Origin of the sequence: Flavobacterium buctense, assembly GCF_014486695.1 — a bacterium.
Lineage (GTDB): Bacteria > Bacteroidota > Bacteroidia > Flavobacteriales > Flavobacteriaceae > Flavobacterium > Flavobacterium buctense.
In genome coordinates this window covers 1-235 of the sequence record NZ_JACTAB010000048.1, presented here as the reverse complement: position 1 = coordinate 235, position 235 = coordinate 1, and the positions used below count along the sequence as shown (strand labels likewise).

At 40.4% G+C, this 235-nt stretch carries 1 protein-coding gene; it reads left to right on the top strand.

The window, feature by feature from the left end; all coding sequences use genetic code 11:
- Positions 1-235 (top strand): hypothetical protein (locus ICG50_RS13100; RefSeq protein WP_187661342.1); only part of this gene is annotated, 235 nt, incomplete at both ends.

Here is a 235-nt window from a genome sequence, read left to right as displayed (position 1 = left end):
CAGATGCTCAGAATGAGACGGCTACCATTGGAGGTGTGACGAGTTACATCAACCAAACCATTTGGAACCAAACGTTATTTGTAAGAGTAGAGTTTATCGCAACGGGTTGTTATGATATAGTTGAATTGGATTTGATAGTTAATCCGCTACCGAATGCTACTCAGCCGAACTATCCGCAATACACTTTGTGTGATTACAACGGTGCCATAGGTTTTGAGACTTTTGATTTACTTTC